This is a genomic window from Micromonospora sp. NBC_00898, assembly GCF_045207895.1.
Lineage (GTDB): Bacteria > Actinomycetota > Actinomycetes > Mycobacteriales > Micromonosporaceae > Micromonospora.
In genome coordinates, this window is sequence record NZ_CP108775.1 from 3,934,353 (window position 1) to 3,951,197 (window position 16,845).

At 74.0% G+C, this 16,845-nt stretch carries 13 protein-coding genes; 7 read left to right on the forward strand and 6 right to left on the reverse strand.

The genetic code is table 11. The features are described 5' to 3' along the window. The first annotated feature begins 19 nt into the window (after positions 1–19). On the forward strand, positions 20–886 hold the full coding sequence (locus tag OG799_RS19205; protein WP_406036551.1) for a universal stress protein: 867 nt from the start codon (positions 20–22) through the stop codon (positions 884–886). A gap of 141 nt (positions 887–1,027) precedes the next feature. Here the strand turns inward: OG799_RS19205 and OG799_RS19210 are convergent, their stop codons facing one another. Next, positions 1,028–3,376, reverse strand: a complete 2,349-nt coding sequence (locus OG799_RS19210; protein WP_406036552.1) for a heavy metal translocating P-type ATPase — start codon at positions 3,374–3,376, stop codon at positions 1,028–1,030. Between the two features lie 188 nt (positions 3,377–3,564). Here OG799_RS19210 and OG799_RS19215 point away from each other — a divergent pair, with 188 nt between their 5' ends. Together OG799_RS19215 and OG799_RS19220 are read left to right on the forward strand one after the other, a co-directional pair. Beyond that, positions 3,565–4,575 carry an Acg family FMN-binding oxidoreductase gene (locus OG799_RS19215; protein ID WP_406036553.1) on the forward strand — a complete coding sequence of 337 codons (1,011 nt, stop codon included), beginning with the start codon at positions 3,565–3,567 and terminating at the stop codon, positions 4,573–4,575. 93 nt (positions 4,576–4,668) lie between these two features. Further along, a complete protein-coding gene (locus OG799_RS19220) occupies positions 4,669–6,339 on the forward strand; it encodes a GAF domain-containing protein (RefSeq protein ID WP_406046334.1) in 1,671 nt (556 codons plus the stop codon). Positions 6,340–6,369: 30 nt separating this feature from the next. Here the strand turns inward: OG799_RS19220 and OG799_RS19225 are convergent, their stop codons facing one another. Continuing rightward, positions 6,370–7,008 (reverse strand): response regulator transcription factor, encoded by a 639-nt coding sequence (locus tag OG799_RS19225; protein WP_130333476.1) that lies wholly within the window; start codon positions 7,006–7,008, stop codon positions 6,370–6,372. Positions 7,009–7,195: 187 nt separating this feature from the next. Here OG799_RS19225 and OG799_RS19230 point away from each other — a divergent pair, with 187 nt between their 5' ends. Further along, positions 7,196–8,170, forward strand: a complete 975-nt coding sequence (locus OG799_RS19230) for an Acg family FMN-binding oxidoreductase (protein WP_406036554.1) — start codon at positions 7,196–7,198, stop codon at positions 8,168–8,170. 6 nt (positions 8,171–8,176) lie between these two features. On the opposite strand, the gene OG799_RS19235 is transcribed toward OG799_RS19230, so the two are convergent. Continuing rightward, positions 8,177–9,193, reverse strand: a complete 1,017-nt coding sequence (locus OG799_RS19235) for an NAD-dependent epimerase/dehydratase family protein (RefSeq protein WP_406036555.1) — start codon at positions 9,191–9,193, stop codon at positions 8,177–8,179. Positions 9,194–9,623: 430 nt separating this feature from the next. Here OG799_RS19235 and OG799_RS19240 point away from each other — a divergent pair, with 430 nt between their 5' ends. Beyond that, positions 9,624–10,211, forward strand: coding sequence for a hypothetical protein (locus tag OG799_RS19240; protein ID WP_406036556.1), 588 nt, complete (start codon positions 9,624–9,626; stop codon positions 10,209–10,211). Positions 10,212–10,418: 207 nt separating this feature from the next. On the opposite strand, the gene OG799_RS19245 is transcribed toward OG799_RS19240, so the two are convergent. After that, positions 10,419–12,071: a PKD domain-containing protein gene (locus OG799_RS19245; RefSeq protein WP_406036557.1), complete on the reverse strand. Its 1,653-nt coding sequence runs from the start codon at positions 12,069–12,071 to the stop codon at positions 10,419–10,421. A gap of 403 nt (positions 12,072–12,474) precedes the next feature. On the opposite strand from OG799_RS19245, the gene OG799_RS19250 reads away from it, so the two are divergent. Together OG799_RS19250 and OG799_RS19255 are read left to right on the forward strand one after the other, a co-directional pair. Beyond that, a complete protein-coding gene (locus OG799_RS19250; protein ID WP_406036558.1) occupies positions 12,475–13,647 on the forward strand; it encodes a hypothetical protein in 1,173 nt (390 codons plus the stop codon). Then, positions 13,644–15,104, forward strand: coding sequence for an NADH-ubiquinone oxidoreductase-F iron-sulfur binding region domain-containing protein (locus tag OG799_RS19255; RefSeq protein WP_406036559.1), 1,461 nt, complete (start codon positions 13,644–13,646; stop codon positions 15,102–15,104). Before OG799_RS19250 ends, OG799_RS19255 begins: the two co-directional genes overlap by 4 nt. Before the next feature lie 90 nt (positions 15,105–15,194). On the opposite strand, the gene OG799_RS19260 is transcribed toward OG799_RS19255, so the two are convergent. Next, positions 15,195–16,028, reverse strand: coding sequence for an alpha/beta hydrolase (locus tag OG799_RS19260; RefSeq protein WP_406036560.1), 834 nt, complete (start codon positions 16,026–16,028; stop codon positions 15,195–15,197). 44 nt (positions 16,029–16,072) lie between these two features. Beyond that, entirely contained in the window at positions 16,073–16,762 is a 690-nt protein-coding gene (locus tag OG799_RS19265) for an alpha/beta hydrolase (RefSeq protein WP_406036561.1), read from the reverse strand. Positions 16,763–16,845 lie beyond the last annotated feature (83 nt).

The following is a 16,845-nucleotide window of genomic DNA, read 5'->3' on the forward strand; positions in this document are numbered from 1 at the left end:
GCGAGCGGAGGTCGGCCCGGTGAGCGGCGACGAGATCCTGGTCGGCTACGACGGCTCCGCGGACGCCACGGTCGCCCTGAACTGGGCCCTGGACGAGGCGGGCCGCTCGGGCCGGCCGGTCCGCCTGGCGTACGTCTTCGAATGGCTGACGGTCGCCGGTTGGATCGGCCCCGGGCTGGCGCCCGGCCTCTGGCCGGACGAGCACGCCCGGCGGCAGGTCGAGGAGCTGGTCCGCAAGGCGGCGGCGGACGCCGCCGCCGAGCGGCCCGGGCTCACCGTGCACGGCGAGGTCTTCGACGGCCCGCCCGCCCTGGTGTTGCAGGAACGCTCCACCGAGGCCGGGATGCTGGTCCTCGGTAGCCGCGGCCACGGCGGGTTCGCCGGCCTGCTGGCCGGCTCCACCGCGGTGTCCGTCACCGCCCACGCGCACTGCCCGGTGGTCGTGGTCCGGGACGGCCAGGCCGCCACCTCCGGACCGGTGGTGGTCGGCGTGGACGGCTCGGAGTCCTCGCTGCGGGCGCTCGGCTTCGCGGTCGAGCGGGCGGAGCAGCGCGACGTGCCGCTGCGGGTGGTCCGGGTGTGGGAGCCGCCCGGCGAGCGGTGGGTGCCGCCGGACTTCGACCCGGACGAGGCCACCGCCACGGAACGGGCGGCGGCCGAGGAGGAGCTGGCCCGGTGGCCGGAGACCTTCCCGGACGTCGAGGTCGACCTGCGGGTGGCGCCGGGCAACCCGGCCGCGCTGCTGGTCGAGGCGAGCCGCGAGGCGCAGCTCGTGGTGGTGGGCAGCCGCGGTCGGGGCGGCCTGCGCGGGATGCTGCTCGGCTCGGTGAGCCAGCAACTGCTCCAGCACGCGCACTGCCCGGTCGCGGTGGTCCGGGAACGCTGACCGCCGGCCCCGGCCGCGCCGTGGATCGCTGGTCATTCGTCAGGTCGCACCGGCCACGGATGGACGCTGGTTCTTCCGGGCCGGCGTCTTCGCTGGTTGGTACGTCAACCTGGAAGAGCCGTATGTCCGACGGCCCGACGGTCACCGGCCGTCGCCCGGCCGGCCCTCCGCCGGGTTGAGCGAGAAGTAGTCCTCCTCCTCCTGGGCCAGGTGCAGCCGCAGCACGGCGTCCAGCCCGTACAGGGCGGCGAGCAGGTCGGGGACCTCGTCCGGGCGCAACCGGCCGTCGGGATTCTGGGCCAGGTGCCCGCCGATCCGGTCGACCAGCCGTCTGATCTCCACGTGGCCCCGGCTCATCGTCGAGGTCGCCTCCTCGCTGCCCAGCGGGCCCGCCAGCGCCGGATAGAGCTGCTGCTCCTCGGCCGCCTCGTGCGGCAGCACCTCGTCGACCAGCCGGTGGTGCACCTCCCGCAGCGCCGGCACGGCCTCCGGCGCATCGGGGTGGGCGGCCACCAGGTCCGCGGTGTCCCGTAGCCGGGTCAGCACGTCCCGGACGCCGCCGTGCTCCCCCGCGTACCGGTCGAGCAGTTCCCGGGTGGCCGGCGGAACGTCCCGGCGGCGCAGCCCGCCGCCAAGGGCGCGCAGCGCGTTGAGGATCACCACCACGTCAATGCCCTCCTGCAGGAACGCGCCGGCGACCGGGGGCAGCCCGCCGGCGGCGGCGACGACCATGGCGACCACCGCCAGGCCCATCCCGACGGTGGCGCTCTGCACGGCGATGCGGCGCGCGTACCGGGCGATCTCCACGGCGTCGGCGAGCCGGTCGAGCCGGTCCACGGTGAGCACCGCGTCGGCCACGTCCGCGGAGGCGGTCGCCCCGGTGGCGCCCATCGCCACGCCGACGTGCGCCTCGGCCAGCGCCGGGGCGTCGTTGACGCCGTCGCCGACCATCACGGTGACCGCCCGGCCCGACTCCTCCTTGACCCGGGCGACCTTCTGCTGCGGGGAGCACTGGGCGAGCACGTCGTCCACGCCGACGGTCTGGGCGACCTGCTCGGCCGTCCGTAGGCGGTCCCCGGTGACCATGATCAGGCGGTTCAGCCCGGCCTCGCGCAGCCGTCGGACGGTCCGCCGGGCGTCGGGGCGTACCGGATCTTCCAGCAGGATCGCGCCCAGCGGCGCCCGCTCGTCGCTGACCCAGACGGTGGAGCGGCCGGCCAGCTCGGCGCGTTCCCGCACCCGGTGCGCCCACTCCGGCGGCTCCCCGGCGAGCTGGCCGACCCGGACCAGCCGGCCGTCGACCCGGCCGGTGACCCCCCGCCCCGGCTCCTCGTTCACCTCGGTCGGCTCGGTCAGCGGCAGCCCCTGCTCGCGGGCCTGCCGGACCAGCGCCGCGGCCAGCACGTGCGGGGAGAGCTGCTCGACCGAGGCGGCCAGCCGCAGCACCTCGTCCCGGTCCCCGCCGGGCGCCACCACCGTCTCGGCGGCGCGCGGCCGGCCGGCCGTGAGCGTGCCGGTCTTGTCCATCAACAGGGTGCGGGCCCGACCCAGCAGCTCCAGCGACCCACCGTCGCGGACCAGCACCCCGCGCCGGGCCACCCGGGACAGCCCGGAGACGATGGCGATCGGGGTGGCCAGCAACAGCGGGCAGGGGGTGGCCACCACCAGCACCGCCACCGCCCGGATGAACTGGCCCGACAGCAGCCAGGCCAGCCCGGCCAGCAGGAGGGTGAAGGGCACGAACGCAGCCGCGTACCGGTCGGCCAGCCGGACCATCGGGGCCTTGCGCGCCGTCGCCTCCTCGGCCAACCGCACGATCCCCGCGTACGTGCTCTCCGCGGCGTTCTTCCTGGCCCGCAGCCCGAAGCCGGCACCGGCGTTGACGACACCGCTGGCCACCTGCTCCCCCGCCGCCCGGTTGATCAGCTGCGACTCGCCGGTGACCACCGACTCGTCCAGGGTCGCCGCCTCCTCGACGGTCCCGTCCACCGGCACCACGTCGCCCGGGCCGACGACCAGCCGGTCGCCCACCTCGACCCGATCCAGGGGCACCACCTCGATGCCGCCGCCGGGGGTGCGCCGCCGCGCCTGCCGGGGTGCCCGTTCCAGCAGCGCGCGCAGGTCACGGGTGGCCCGTCGCTGGGCGTACGTCTCCAGCGAGCGCCCGGTGGCCACCATTACCGCGATCACCGCGCCGGCCAGGTATTCGCGGACGATGAGCGATCCGGCCAGCGCCAGCACGGCGATGACGTCCACGCCGAACTGCCGGTGCCAGAGCTGGCGCAGCACCGCCCAAGTGGCCGGCACCAGCGCGACCAGCGTCACCGCCGCCCAGACCAGGTCGGCCGGGCCCCGCAGGCCGGCGAACCACAGCGCGGCGCCGGCCAGCACGGCGAGGGTGAGCAGGCTCAGCGGCGCCCACTCCCGCCAGTCCACCCGGTGCCGCCGCACCGGCTGCTCCGGCACGCACTCGCGCGGTTCGGCTCTCACCTGCGGATCGTCTCAACGACGGGACCGGCCGGGTAGGGCAACGCGGGTATTGCGGCGGGTCGAAGGGCCCGGTGGCGGGTGTCCTGCGTACCGTGCGGCCGGTCGCCCGATGCCCGAGGATGAAGCGGCAACCCCACCCCTGGTCCGGTGGGGTGGGGCACGATGGAAGAAACGGAAAGGTCGTGACGATGAGCCACGAGACGCCGGCCAGGGACCGCCCGCTGACGACCGCCCTCGCGGAGGCCGCCGGGACGGCGAGCCACGCGCCCTCGGTGCACAACACCCAGCCGTGGCGCTGGGCGGTCCTGTCCGACGCGCTGGAACTGCGGGTGGTCCGGGACCGCCAGCTCGCCGCCACCGACCCGGAGGGCCGCCTGCTGGCGATCAGCTGCGGCACCGCGCTGCACCACGCCCGGGTGGCGCTCGCCGCCGAGGGCTGGACGCCGGTGGTGGAGCGGATGCCCGACCCCGCCCAGCCGGACCTGCTGGCCCGGCTGACCGAGTTCCGGCACACCGGGGCCGACCCGGACGCGATGCACATGGTGCAGTGCATGCAGGTCCGGCACACCGACCGTCGACCGGTCAGCGAGGAGCTGGTGCCGGAGGCGGCCCTCGGCGAGATCGACCGGGCGGCCACCCGGGAGGGCGTCAACCTGCAGCTCCTCGACGACGACCAGAAGCTCCAGCTGGCCACCGCGGCCCAGCACGCCGCGACGGTCGAGGCGGAGGATCCGCAGCTGCGCGAGGAGCTGGCGTACTGGACCAGCCGAGCCGGCACCGGCGCCGGACTGCCGCCCGAGGTGCTGCCCGAGCAGGCGCCGCAGACCACCGTCCCGGGCCGCAACTTCGGCCACCCCGGCAGCCTGCCGGTCGGCCCCGGGCATGACCGCGCCGCCGTCTACGGGATCCTCTGGGGCACCGAGGACGAGCCGGACAACTGGCTGCGGGCCGGCGAGGCCCTTTCCGCCGCCTGGCTGACCGCCACCCGGCGCGGAGTCTCGCTGGTGCCGCTGAGCGGGGTGGTGGAGGTGGAGGGCACCCGGCAGACGCTGCGCCAGATGCTGGCCGGGCTCGGCTTCCCGTACATCGCGCTGCGGCTGGGGATCGCGGATCCGACGCACGCCGGACCGCCGCACACGCCACGGCTCGACACCGCGCAGACCGTCGACACCTCGGCGGTACGCGATCAACTGTCGTAACGGGGCTCGTGCCGCACGGTCACCGGGCGATACCATCGCCCGGTGGCCAGTGCACCGAACCCCCGGCACGAGCACCCGACCCCGTCACTGGGCCTGAGCCCGCTGTCCCGGGTCCGCCTGGACGAGCTGCTCCAGGAGATGCTGGACCGGGTCGGTGAGGTGATGACCAGCCGGGAACGGCTGCGCGCCCTGCTCGACGCGGTGGTCGGCATCGGCACCGACCTCGACCTGCGCAGCACCCTGCAGCGGATCGTGCAGTCGGCATGCGAGCTGGTCGGCGCCCGGTACGGTGCGCTCGGCGTGATCGGCCCCGACCGGCTGCTGCACGACTTCATCATCCACGGGATCGACGACGAGCTGCACGCCAAGATCGGCGACCTGCCGCACGGTCGGGGCGTGCTCGGCCTGCTCATCGACGAGCCACGCCCGGTGCGGATGCCGGACATCACCCAGCATCCCAAGTCGTACGGCTTCCCGCCGCACCACCCGCCGATGCACAGCTTCCTCGGTGTGCCGGTCCGCATCCGCGAGCACGTCTTCGGCAACCTCTACCTGGCCGAGAAGCAGGGCGCGGCGGAGTTCACCGAGGATGACGAGGAGATCGTGGTGGCGCTCGCCGCCGCGGCCGGCGTGGCGATCGAGAACGCTCGCCTCTACGCCCTGGCACACCGGCGGGAACGCTGGCTGGCCGCGACCGCCGAGATCACCTCGGTGCTGCTCGGCGAGGTCCGGCGCACCGACGCGCTGACCCTGGTGGCCCGCCGCGCCCGCGAGGTCGCCGAGGCGGAGCTGGCGCTGGTGCTGCTCTACGACGAGGACGAGGGCCAGTTCACCGTCGAGGTCGTCGACGGAGCCGACGAGCGGGCCCGGGAGCTGGTCGGCGCGGTGCTGCCGGCGGCGGAGACGAGCTTCGCGGCAGAGGTCACCGAGCGCCGGCACACCCTGCTGGACGACCTCGCGCAGGCCGCGCCCTGGCCCACGCCGGTGATCGCCGGCCCGGCGGTGGTCTCCCCGCTCGCGGCGGCGGACACCCTGCACGGCGTGCTGGTGATCGCGCACCGGCCGGACAGCGCCCGCGTCGCCGAGGACGACGTCGCGCTGCTGGGCAGCTTCGCCGGCCAGGCGGCGCTGGCCATGGAGCGGGCCCGCGGCCAGGAGGAACGGGAGCTGCTGGTGGTCCTCGAGGACCGCGAGCGGATCGCCCGGGACCTGCACGACGTGGTGATCCAGCGGCTCTTCGCCACCGGCCTGCAGTTGCAGAGCGGCGCGATGAACGCCCGGCCCGAGGTGGCCAAGCGAATCAACGCGGCCGTCGACGACCTGGACGCCACCATCCGCGACATCCGCCGGACCATCTTCGAGCTGCGCACCCCGATGAGCGCCGCGCTGCGCACCGAGATCCGCGAGGCGATCGAGGTGGCCGCCGAGTCCCTCGGCTACCGGCCCGACCTGGAGCTGACCGGCCCCATCGACAGCGCCGTCCCGGACGCGCTGCGCCCCGAACTCACCGCCGTGCTCCGCGAGGCGCTCTCCAACGCGGTACGCCACGCGCACGCCGACCGGGTGACGGTGGCGGTCAAGGTCGACGCCGGCTGGGTGAGCGTGACGGTCACCGACGACGGGGTCGGCTGCGACCCGGAGGCGGCCCGCAGCGGGCTGGTCAACCTACACGAGCGGGCCGAACGCCTCGGCGGCGACTTCCAGCTCAGCCGGGTGATCCCGCACGGGACCGAGGTGCGCTGGAGCGTCCCGCTGCGCGATTGACCCGGGCGCCCCGGCCGGGGCCCGGCCGGGTCAGTGGGTCTTGCCGAGCAGCCGGGTGGCGAGCACCGCCGCCTGGGTACGCCGTTCCAGGCCGAGCTTGGCCAGCACGCTGGAGACGTAGTTCTTCACGGTCTTCTCGGCCAGGAACATCTTGCCGGCGATCTCCCGGTTGGTGAGCCCCTCGGCCACGTACTCCAGGATCCGCCGCTCCTGCTCGGTGAGGGTCTTCAGCTCGCGCGGCTGCTCGACACCGTTGCGGATCCGCTCCAGCACCCGGGTGGTGATCGCCGGGTCGAGCAGGGACTGCCCGGCCGCCACCCGGCGCACCGCGTCCACCAGGTCGGTGCCGCGGATCTGCTTGAGCACGTACCCGGCGGCACCGGCCATGATCGCCGCGAAGAGCGCCTCGTCGTCCTCGTACGAGGTGAGGATCAGCCCCTTGATGGAGGAGTCCACGGCCCGGACGTCCCGGCACACGTCGATGCCGTTGCCATCGGGCAGCCGGGCGTCGAGGATCGCCACGTCGGGGCGGAGCGCGGGGATGCGGCGGGCCGCCTCCTGGGCGGAGCCGGACTCACCGACCACCTCGATGTCGCCGCTGCTCTGCAGCAGGTCGGCAAGGCCACGACGGACGACCTCATGGTCGTCGAGCAGGAACACCCGGATCATCCGTCTTTTCTACCCGGTCCCCGCCGCGTTTCACACGGGCCGAAGGTCCCTACCGTGGCGCGCCGCCCCCGGGCAGTGGGGCCCGACCAGGAGGGGACCTCCGGCCCTGCGCGCAAAGCCGCTGGTGACGGACTGTGGGAGTGGACCAACCGGGGGGCGGCACGGCTGCCACGGAAGGAGCAAGACCATGACCACCGGCTTCACCGTCGAGCAGCTCAGGGCCGCCGCCTCCGACGCCGTTCGGGCGCCGTCTTTGCACAACACCCAGCCGTGGCGCTTCCGGCTGCGCGACGGCGGGATCGAGATCTCCGTCGACCCGCTGCGCCGGCTGCCCGCCACCGATCCGAGCGGCTGGGGCGCCCGGATCGCCTGCGGGGCCGCGCTGTTCAACCTGCGGCTGGCCCTCGCGGTCGCCGGCACGCCGGCCACCGTCCGGCTGCGCCCGTACCCCGGAGAACCGGACGTGCTGGCCCGGCTGGTCCCAGACCTGCCGCGCCGCCCCACCCCGACCGAGCAGAGCCTGCACGCGGCCATCCGCCGCCGGTTCAGCAACCGCGCGCCGTTCTGGCCCGACCCGGTCCCCGCCGACGCCCGCTGGCGGCTCGGCGAGGCGGCCCGGGCCGAGCAGTGCTGGCTGGAGCTGGTGATCGGGACCAGCGCGGTCAACGCGTTCGCCGAGATCGCCCGCAGCGCCCACCGGGTGCTCGAACGCGACCCCGCGTACGTCGCCGAGCGGACCGCGTGGATCCGTTCGGAGCCCGCCCCTGACGGGGTGCCGGTAGCCGCCGGCGGCCCGCAGAGCGAACCGCAGGACCTGCTGCCGCAGCGCGGCTTCGGTGGGCGCAACCGGGCGCCGGGGCGGGACTTCGAGCCGGAGCCCCTGGTCGCCGTGCTCGGGTCCGCCGGGAACACCGCCACCGACCAGATCGTCGCCGGCCAGGCCCTGCAGCGGGTGCTGCTCACCGCCACCGACGCCAGGCTGAGCGTGTCGATGATCTCCCAGCCGATCGAGGTGCCGGGGGCACGGGAGGCGCTGCGGCTGTCGCTCGGCCGGTTCGGCACGCCGCAGATGGTGATGCGGATCGGGTACGGGCAGCCCGGCGTCGCCACCCCCAGGCGCTCGGTGGACGAGGTGCTCGACCTGCCGGTGGTGCCGGCCTGACACCGGTCAGGCCGGCGTCGCCCCGCCCGCCACCGCGGCCAGCAGGGCCGCCTCCCGTTGCGGGTCGAGGCCCACCGCGGCCCGCGCCGGTCGGCCCGCCCGCGGCGGGACCCGCCCCACCTCCCGCAGCCAGCGCCAGGTGTCGGCGACCGTCTCGGCCACCGGGCGGCAGGCCAGCCCCGCCGCGTACGCCCGCTCGACGTCGCGCTCCTGCAACCAGCGGTACTCGTGGCCGAGCGGGATCCAGATCGGCAGGTCGTTCCAGGGCACCACGCCGGCGGCGAGGATGGGCTCCGGGTCAGTCCAGCGCAGCACCGCGTCCGAGCCGGTCACCGCGACGGCCGCGTCGAGCAGCTCACCCATCGTCGCGTGCCCGGTCCGACCCACCACGTTGTACGCCCCGCCGACGCCCTCCGCGCCGCGGTCCAGCAGCCAGCTCGCCAGGTCGCGTACGTCCACGTACTGCACCGGCAGTTCGCGCGGCCCGGGGGCCAGCACCTCGCCACCCCGGGCGACGCGCCCCAGCCACCAGGGCAGCCGCCCGATGTCCTCCCCCGGCCCGAGGATCAGCCCGGCCCGGGCCAGCAACGCCCGGTCCCCGAAGACCTCCACGGCGGCCCGCTCACCGCCGGCCTTCAGGTGCGCGTAGTCGCCGTCCACCGCGTCGGCGGCCGCCGCGACGGTCGGCGCGTCCTCGTTCGAGCCCGGTTCCACCGGTTCGGCGTAGACGGAACCGCTGGAGACGTAGACGTAGTGCGGCGTCGCGCCGACCAGCGCCCGCGCCGCGTCCCGCACCGCCCGGGGCGCGCCGTCCCAGGTGTCCACCACCAGGTCCCACTCGCCGCCGGCCAGCGCCGCCAGCCCGCCCGGCGCGGTCCGGTCACCCCGCAACCGGGGTACGCCGTCCGGCACGTCGCCGTGCAGCCCCCGGTTGAACACGGTCACCGACCAGCCGCGGCGTACCGCCTCGGTCACGGTGGCCCCACCGACGAATCCCGTTCCGCCCAGCACCAGCAGTCTCATACGCCCAGCCTGCCCAGGCTCCGGAGTGACCGCGAGGGTTGTTCACGGTCAGCGGATCTGCCGTGGGCAGAAGCGAGGCCCGCCGTCAGGATCCGCGCGGTTTCCCGGCGCGGGGTGCGCGGTCTGTGCCCGGGTGTCGGCTTCGGGATGTGACCGGTGGCACCGTGGGGCCGGAATCGTGGGCGGGCCGGGCTCGTTACACCTGACGTACGACCGAGTACCTGGCCCGCTCGACGGGCCGGACCGGCTCCGGAATGTTGGTGGCCGGCCGGTCGTTACACATGGTCCCGGCGCCGCGAAGAGGCCCCCGCCCCGCAGCCGACCGGACAGAGACTTTCCCCCTTGCCGTTCCTGAGCGCCTGACGGTGCTCGCGCACACGATCTCGGCCCCCACCGGGTGTGTGTGCCAACCTCCGAATGGAGCTTCACCATGAACACGATGCTGCGTAAGAGCATGCTGGGTATTGCTGGTCTGGCTTTCGCCGGTGGTCTGGCCGCCGGCCCGCTGAACCACCACGAGCCCACCTCGACCACCGCGCTGACCCCGGCCGCCGCCGTGCAGGCCGACAAGCCCGACATGGGCACGCTGATCCCGCACGGTGTCCAGGGCGCCCAGTCGAAGATCCAGCTGAACGACGAGCAGACCGCCAACGCCAAGGCGATCATCGCCGCCACGAAGAAGGCGGGTCTGCCGGAGCGGGCCGCGGTCATCTCGATCGCCACGAGCCTGCAGGAGTCGAAGTTGGAGAACCTGGGTCACCTGGGTGACGCCAACGACCACGACTCGCTGGGCCTGTTCCAGCAGCGCCCGTCCTCGGGTTGGGGTACGCCGGAGCAGATCACCAACCCCGAGTACTCGACCCTGGCCTTCGAGAAGGGCCTCAAGCAGGTCGACGGCTGGCAGGACATGCCGCTGACCGAGGCCGCCCAGACCGTGCAGGTGTCGGCCTACCCGGACGCCTACGCCCAGTGGGAGCAGCAGGCCGCCGACCTCGTCGCCGCCAACTGGAACAGCTGACCCAACCGAAGACACGCGATACGCCGCTGGCCGGCACCCGAACACGAGGGGTGCCGGCCAGCGGCGTTTCCACGTACCCAAGCAAAACCGCGACCGGCGGGCGGACCTGGACCAAGGTCGGGGCTGGGGGCGACCGTCCCCGGCGCAGGGATCAAGCCTGACCGCCCGAAGCCGGGGACGGTCGCCCCCAGCCCCAAAGCGCAACCACTACGCCGGTCGGAGGATCACCGTCCACGTCGTCGTGGTGGTGCTGGCGGCGGCGCCCGTCGCGGTCAGGCCGCCGTAGCTGCCGACCGGCACCGTGCTAGCGGAGTCGGCGAGCAGCGCGGTGACCCGTCCCCCGCCGGTCTGCGAGCTGTTGCTGCGCACCTCCACCCCGGGCGGCGGGGTCAGCGCGGTGGAGAGCCCATCGCCGTGCATCCAGTACGACACGCCCCAGCTCTGCGCCGCGGTCACCGTCGCGTACGGGGTGACCCGGCTGGCGGAGCTGGCCGGGTCGGTGGCCCGGGCGGAGGCCTCGACCGGCTGCGCCGGGTCGACGCCCCGGTACGCGGCCACGATGAGGTTGCCCTTGGACTGGGCGTCCAGCGTCGCCCGTACCGTCGCACCGGCGTCGCCCGCGGTGGCGACCTTCCACCAGGCGGTGGTGGTGGCGAACCCGCCGTCGAGCCGGTCCAGCTGGGTCCAGCCGGTGACGCCGGTGGGCTGGCCGGTGCCGGTGTGGGTGTTCTGGCTGAGGAAGAGCAGCAGGGTGTCCCCGGCCTGCACGGTCGACGGCACCGCCACCGCGTGGCTGGTCCAGTTGGCGTTCGCGGTGGCCTGACCGACGAAGGCGATCCGCTCGGCGACCGGCGCGACGGTGACCTGGACGGTCGCGGTCCCGGTGGCGCCACGGTCGTCGGTGACGGTGAGCGTGACCGGGTAGGTGCCGGCCGCCGCGTACGTGTGGGAGGTGGTCGGCACGGAGACGGTGTCGTCGGTGGACCCGTCGCCGAAGTCCCACCGGTGGTCCTGGATGGCGCCGTCGGCGTCGGTGGAGCCGGCGGCGGAGAAGGTGCAGACCAGCCCGGAGCACGACGGCGCGAGGTCGGCTACCGGCGCCTGGTTGGCGGCGCCGCCCGCGCCCTTGAGGATCTTGACGTAGTCGATGTCACCGGCGAAGTAGTCGCAGGTGACCTTCACGCCGTCGCACTGGCTCTTGCCGCCGATGGAGAACTGCCAGTTGTTGGCGATGGTGCCGGTCGGCCCGGTCAGCCGGCTGGTCCGCACCCCGTCGACGTACATCTCGACGTAGGTGGAGGTGCGGTTGCAGGTGACCGTGTGCCACTGCCCGTCGGCGATCGGCACGTCGGTGTAGCCGGTGCGCGAGGAGCCGTCGCCGCCGCGGAACAGGCACTTGGGCTTGCCGCCGGGCGCCTCGAACTTCCAGTAGCCGCCCGCCGTGGCGCCCTGCCCCTTCTGGAGGATGTTGCCGAAGGAGTACGTGGTCCGGTAGCGGATGGTGAACGAGAAGTCTCCCGCGTCCGGGTTGAGCTCGGTGCTGTGCGGCACCAGGTTGACGTGCCCCGGGACGTATTCCATGTCGGTGGGCAGGTGGGTGGCGAACCGGTGGACGGTCGCGCCGGCGTACCGCGCCCCGGTCACCACCTCGGTGCCGATCGCGCCGTCCCGGCCGTTGCCGCTGCTGTCCTTGAGCACGGTGGCCCCGGTCGGCTCGTCCATGCTCCAGAACGCGACCGTGCGGGTGGCGGTGGCGTGCGCGGGCGTGGTAGCCACCGCGATCCCCGCCGCGGCCAGCACGGCGGTCACGCCGAGCCGTCCGACCGTACGCCGCCAACGTCGTCCGGTGCCTGACCGCATGTGATCGCCTCCCTGATCCACGAGACCTCACCCTGCCACGGAGATCGACGCCTGTTCCATGGCCCTTTGGGGGGATGACCGGAGGGTCCCTCCGAGGGACAGCGCGACCGATATGGCCGGTTCCGACGGCCCGGTCGCGGCCCGGCGCCGGACCCACGTACCCGCGGACGACACCCCCCGGGGGCGTGACCCCACCCACTCGGATCAGCGACAGATTTACGGACAGCAAAGCCTTCTAGGTCGTCCATAAGCACTTAAATCGCTATAAAATTTTTCGCGGTAGGTTGCCCACCGTAAAGCCGTACTGGTATGAACCGACGTGGCATCCGCCCGGCCGGCCTGCTGAGCGGCCGGCGCCGGAGCCAGCGGAAGACGCCGGTGCGATGCGGAAGTCGGAGGTGACATGGACCGCGCCAGACCGAGCCAGTCACCTCCGCGCACCGCGGGTTTGGCCACCCGACCCGCGGCCCGCGGCGGCCGGCGGCCGCTCGCCATCGCGTCGACCCTGGCCGTGATCGTCGCCGGGAGCTTCACCCCACCGGGCAGCGTCGCCGTCGCCTGGTCCTTCTCGTTCCTGGAGTACTTCACCGGGGTGTTCAGCCTGGTCGGCCTCTCCGTCACGGTGATGATCGGACTGGCCGCGACCGACCGCCTGCTCCTGCTGGTCCGGCACCGGATCCTGTTGCAGGTCGCGCACCGGGCCACCGCCGCCACCGCCGTGGTCTGCCTCGCGATCCACATCCTGACCAAGTGCATCGAGGGGCACGCCCACGTGTGGGACATGGTGGTCCCGTTCCTGGCCGGACACCGACCTGTCCAGGTCGGGCTCGGCACCCTCGCCAGCTATCTCATGATCATGGCGACCTGGACCGGGGCCACCCGCGCGTCGTACGCACAGAGCCGACGCCCGGGCCGGTGGCGGGCCCTGCACGCCACCGCCTACGGCTCCTGGCTGCTCGCCATGGTCCACGGGCTGGGCGCCGGTCGGGCCGCGAAGCCGTGGGTCGCGGCGAGCTACACCGTCTGCGTCGCCCTCGTCGTCCTGGCCCTGCTCGTGCGCCTCTTCGTGGCCCTGAGCCGCCGGACCCACCTGGCCAGGGCGCACACCCTGCGGAAGATGCGTCCGACCGGCCAGCCGACACCGATCGCGGCCACCACCCCGCTCGCCACGAACGTACTCATCCCCACCCTGGCCGAGCCCGAGTGGGCCGACGTCGAGCCGGACGGACCGGCGCGACGGAGAGCCGTCGACGTCCCGGGTCCGGCCGCACCACGACCCGCCACCGTCCCCCCGGTCCCAGTCCCCGACGAGGTGCCGTCGGCCAGCCGGGCGAGCGACTACCGCCCGTACCGGCCACTGCGCGAGGACCGGCCGGCGTCCCCGCCGTACGCCGACACCGGCGCAGCCGGCCGACACAGCGACGAGCCGACCCGACCGGAGCCGCCGACCGGCCCGCAGCGGCCCCGGACGACTCCGCCCCGCCAACACGACGCGGCAACCCGCCCGCTCGACGAGACAGCCGAGATCACCGACGAGCAGTTCTGGGCGTACATCCGCAACGAGGTCGGCCGGTGAACGTCCCCGCTGTCGGGCACCTCGGGCCACCCCGGCTGACCGCCGGCCTCGATCAGGTCGAACGGCTCGACCGACGGGCGCACCTCGCCGTGCACGGCGAGCTCCGACCACTCGGTCTGGAGGCGGCCCTCGACCTCGCCGAGCGGATCGGCCTGCGGGGCCGGGGCGGCGCCGGGTTCCCGTTCGCCCGCAAGCTCCGCGCGGTGGCCCAGTCGGCCCAGCGGCGAGGGCTACCGGTCACCGTGGTGGTGAACGGCACGGAGGGTGAACCGGCCAGCTGGAAGGACAAGGCACTCCTCACCCGCGCACCCCACCTGGTCCTGGACGGCGCCGCGCTCGCCGCGCACGCACTCGGGGCCGAGAACATCGTGATCGGGGTGGCCGACGACGGCGTGGCCACCGACTCGGTGCTCGCGGCCGTCGCCGAGCGCCGGATGCCGGCGCCGACCCGGCTGGTCACCATGCCGCACCGGTTCATCTCGGGGGAGAGCGGCGCGCTGATCCGTGGCATCAACGGGGACATTCCGATCCCGCCCGGACGGAAGAGCCTGGCCAGCGACGCCGGCGTGGGCGGTCGCCCGACCCTGCTCTCCAACGCCGAGACGTACGCGCAACTGGCGGTGGCAGCCCGCCTCGGTCCGTACGCCTTCGCCGAGGTCGGCACCACCGACGAACCCGGCACCGTGCTGCTCACCGTGGGCGGCTCCGCCCGACGGCCCGCCGTGCTGGAGGTGCCGACCGGCGTACCGCTGATGGACGTGCTCGACCTCTGCGCGGCCACCATCGGCCCCGGCGTGCTGCTCGGCGGGTTCCACGGCAAATGGATCACCGCCGCGGCGGCGTCCCGCGCGGTGGTGTCCCGGGCCGGTCTGGCGGAGGTCGGCGGCACCCTCGGCGCGGGCATCATGCTGCCCCTCGGCGACGGGACGTGCCCGCTCGGGGAGGCCACCCGGGTGCTGCGCTATCTCGCCGGCCAGTCCGCCGGCCAGTGCGGGCCGTGCCAGTTGGGCCTGCCCGACCTGGCTCGGGCGATGGCCGCCCTCAGCGACGGCAGCGGCGGCGCGGCGTCCCTGGACCAGATCCGCACGGCGGCCGGCGGGGTACGCGGCCGGGGCGCGTGCAGCCACCCCGACGGCACCGCCCGGTTCGCCCTCTCGGCGGTGGAGACCTTCACCCCGGACATCGCCGCGCATCTGACCCGCGACGGCTGCGGTGACCCGGTACGGGGCGTCCTGCCGTTGCCCGACGGCGAGAACTCGACGGCCGGTCGACTCGTGGTGGACTGGTCCCGGTGCGACGGGCACGGACTGTGCGCCCAGCTCGCGCCGGAGCTGATCACCCTGGACGCGAACGGCTATCCGTCCCTGTCGGACGCTCCGGTGCCCCCGTGGCTGGCCACCGGCGCGCGGAAGGCGATCGCCATGTGCCCGGCCCTCGCACTGCGGCAGGACGCCTGACATGAACGACCAGAGGGCCCCGCGGCCGGTCGGCGTGGACCGGCCCCGGGGCCCGGACCGCCGGGGCGCGCGGCCCCCCGGCGTCCTGGTTCAGCTCGTGCCGTTGGCGGCGTCGACGATGAGCCCGGTCACGACGTCGGGATGGCTGATCATCGCGACGTGCGACGCGGCGACCTCGACGGTGTGCGAGCCGGCGCGCTGGTACTCGTAGCGCTCCAGCGCCGCGGGAATCGCCTTGTCGTCGGTGGCCACCAGCCCCCAGGAGGGAATGGTGTGCCAGGCGGCGGCCTGCGTACGGTCGACGAACGACGACGCGCTGAACGGTCGCTGGGTGGCGGCCATGACCCTCGTCGTCGACTCCGGGAGGTCGGCCGCGAAGACCGACCGGAACTTGTCGGCCTGCAGGTACAGGTCCGTCCCGGTGGTGCCGTCGGCGGCCGGGTAGGGCACCTGGGTGAGGGCGGCCTGGATCTCGCTGCCCGGGTACCTGCTGATCAGTTCGCCGAGGGCCTCGCCGGTGTCGGGCACGAACGCGGCGATGTAGACCAGCGCCTTGACGTCGGGGTTGCCGGCCGCGGCGTTGGTGATGACCGCGCCACCGTAGGAGTGTCCGACGAGGATGATCGGCCCGCTGATGCTGTGCAGGACGCTGGCGAGGTACGCGGAGTCCGACGGCAGGCCGCGCAGCGGGTTGGCCGGCGCGACGACGGGGTAGCCGCGCTTCTGCAGCTTGTCGACGACGCTGTTCCAACTGGCCGAGGCGTCGGCGAAGCCGCCGTGTACGAGCACGACCGTCGGCTTCGGAGTCGGCGTGCGGACGGTGGCGCCGGCGGAGGGGGCGGAGGCGATCAGGGCCGCCGCTGCCGCGAGGGTGGCTGCGGCCCCGGTGAACGCCGAGGGGCGCAGCCAGCTACGGATGGACATGGTGATCCTTCGAATGGGGTGGGTGGACGGAGAGGGGATCAGGGTCAACGCGAGCCGGCCGCGGCCTGCTTGATGAGGTCGGCGACGGCCTGCGGCTGCGACAGGTAGATTGAGTGGCTGCCGGCCGCCTCGGCGACGCTGGCACCGGCCCGCTCGGCCATGGTCCGCTGGGCGGGCGGCGGGATCATCCGGTCGTCGGTGGCCACCAGGTACCAGCTGGGCTTCGCCCGCCACGCGGGCTCGCTGACCGCGCCGCCGAGCGCGTCGACGCCCCACGGCACCTGCGAATCGGCCATGAACTGCGCCTCGTCGGCCGGCAGGTCGCCGGCGAACGACGCCGGGAACTTGTCGCGGTCGAGGAACAGGAAGCCGTCCTGCGGCGGCAGGATCGGCGGGACGGGCGCCCCGGGCGGCGGGTTGGCGATCAGCGTGTTCACCGACTCACCCTTGTCGGGCACGAACGCGGCGATGTAGACGAGCGCCGACACGGCGGGGTGCGTGCCGGCTTCGCTGATGACCGCGCCGCCGTAGGAGTGACCGACCAGCACGGTCGGGCCGTCCAACTGCTGGAGGATCTGCCGGGTGGCCGTGGCGTCGCCCTCGAGGGAGACCGTCGGGTTCTGCACGACGCGGACGTTGTAGCCGTCCTGGCGCAGCAGGTGGTATACCCGCTGCCAGCCGGATCCGTCGACGAAGCCGCCGTGCACGAGCACGACGTTCCTGGCTGTGTTCATTGTCTTCTCCAGTGCGATTGAGTGGTCGAACCTGAAGAGGACGCTAGGTGCGGGCCAGGGTCGCTCGCCTCTGTCAAATGACC

Bases quoted from the DNA above. Each gene is read 5' to 3' on its own strand.
- OG799_RS19215 (WP_406036553.1), top strand. From the start codon at position 3,565: ATGAGCCACGAGACGCCGGCCAGGGACCGCCCGCTGACGACCGCCCTC.
- OG799_RS19225 (WP_130333476.1), bottom strand. From the start codon at position 7,008: ATGATCCGGGTGTTCCTGCTCGACGACCATGAGGTCGTCCGTCGTGGC.
- OG799_RS19230 (WP_406036554.1), top strand. From the start codon at position 7,196: ATGACCACCGGCTTCACCGTCGAGCAGCTCAGGGCCGCCGCCTCCGAC.
- OG799_RS19235 (WP_406036555.1), bottom strand. From the start codon at position 9,193: ATGAGACTGCTGGTGCTGGGCGGAACGGGATTCGTCGGTGGGGCCACC.
- OG799_RS19240 (WP_406036556.1), top strand. From the start codon at position 9,624: ATGAACACGATGCTGCGTAAGAGCATGCTGGGTATTGCTGGTCTGGCT.
- OG799_RS19245 (WP_406036557.1), bottom strand. From the start codon at position 12,071: ATGCGGTCAGGCACCGGACGACGTTGGCGGCGTACGGTCGGACGGCTC.
- OG799_RS19250 (WP_406036558.1), top strand. From the start codon at position 12,475: ATGGACCGCGCCAGACCGAGCCAGTCACCTCCGCGCACCGCGGGTTTG.
- OG799_RS19260 (WP_406036560.1), bottom strand. From the start codon at position 16,028: ATGTCCATCCGTAGCTGGCTGCGCCCCTCGGCGTTCACCGGGGCCGCA.
- OG799_RS19265 (WP_406036561.1), bottom strand. From the start codon at position 16,762: ATGAACACAGCCAGGAACGTCGTGCTCGTGCACGGCGGCTTCGTCGAC.